Source organism: Thermoplasma sp. (assembly GCF_008709555.1).
In the GTDB taxonomy this organism is placed as follows: domain Archaea; phylum Thermoplasmatota; class Thermoplasmata; order Thermoplasmatales; family Thermoplasmataceae; genus Thermoplasma.
In genome coordinates this window covers 60977-61297 of the sequence record NZ_VYIJ01000008.1, presented here as the reverse complement: position 1 = coordinate 61297, position 321 = coordinate 60977, and the positions used below count along the sequence as shown (strand labels likewise).

The window sequence follows — 321 nt, the reverse complement described above, 5'->3', positions numbered from 1 at the left end:
GCTTTTTCACAGTTCCAGAATCGATCTCCCCGCAGGTTATTAGAAATTTTCTCTTCGCTTTAACATCTTCAGAACTGATTTTGAACTCCTCTAGACGCCTTTCCAGATCCGAATTCTTGGTGACTATCATAACGGTCACTATTTCGCCTTCCTGGGATATATAGACAGCATCGAAATTATGTTCTCTTCCAGAGATACCCCTGATCCTCTCATTGTATTTGATATCCCATTTCCCAAGTGTTATTGCAAGATAATTTCTTACTACGGTATCTGGATTAAAATCATCCTGTTTTCCAAATTTCATCAATGATAAAATTGCTT

The 321-nt window shown here is 37.7% G+C and carries 1 protein-coding gene; it reads right to left on the bottom strand.

The features are described from left to right. Positions 1-304 (bottom strand): hypothetical protein (locus F6Q11_RS04495; RefSeq protein WP_297026620.1); only part of this gene is annotated, 304 nt, incomplete at its 3' end. Positions 305-321: the final 17 nt, after the last annotated feature.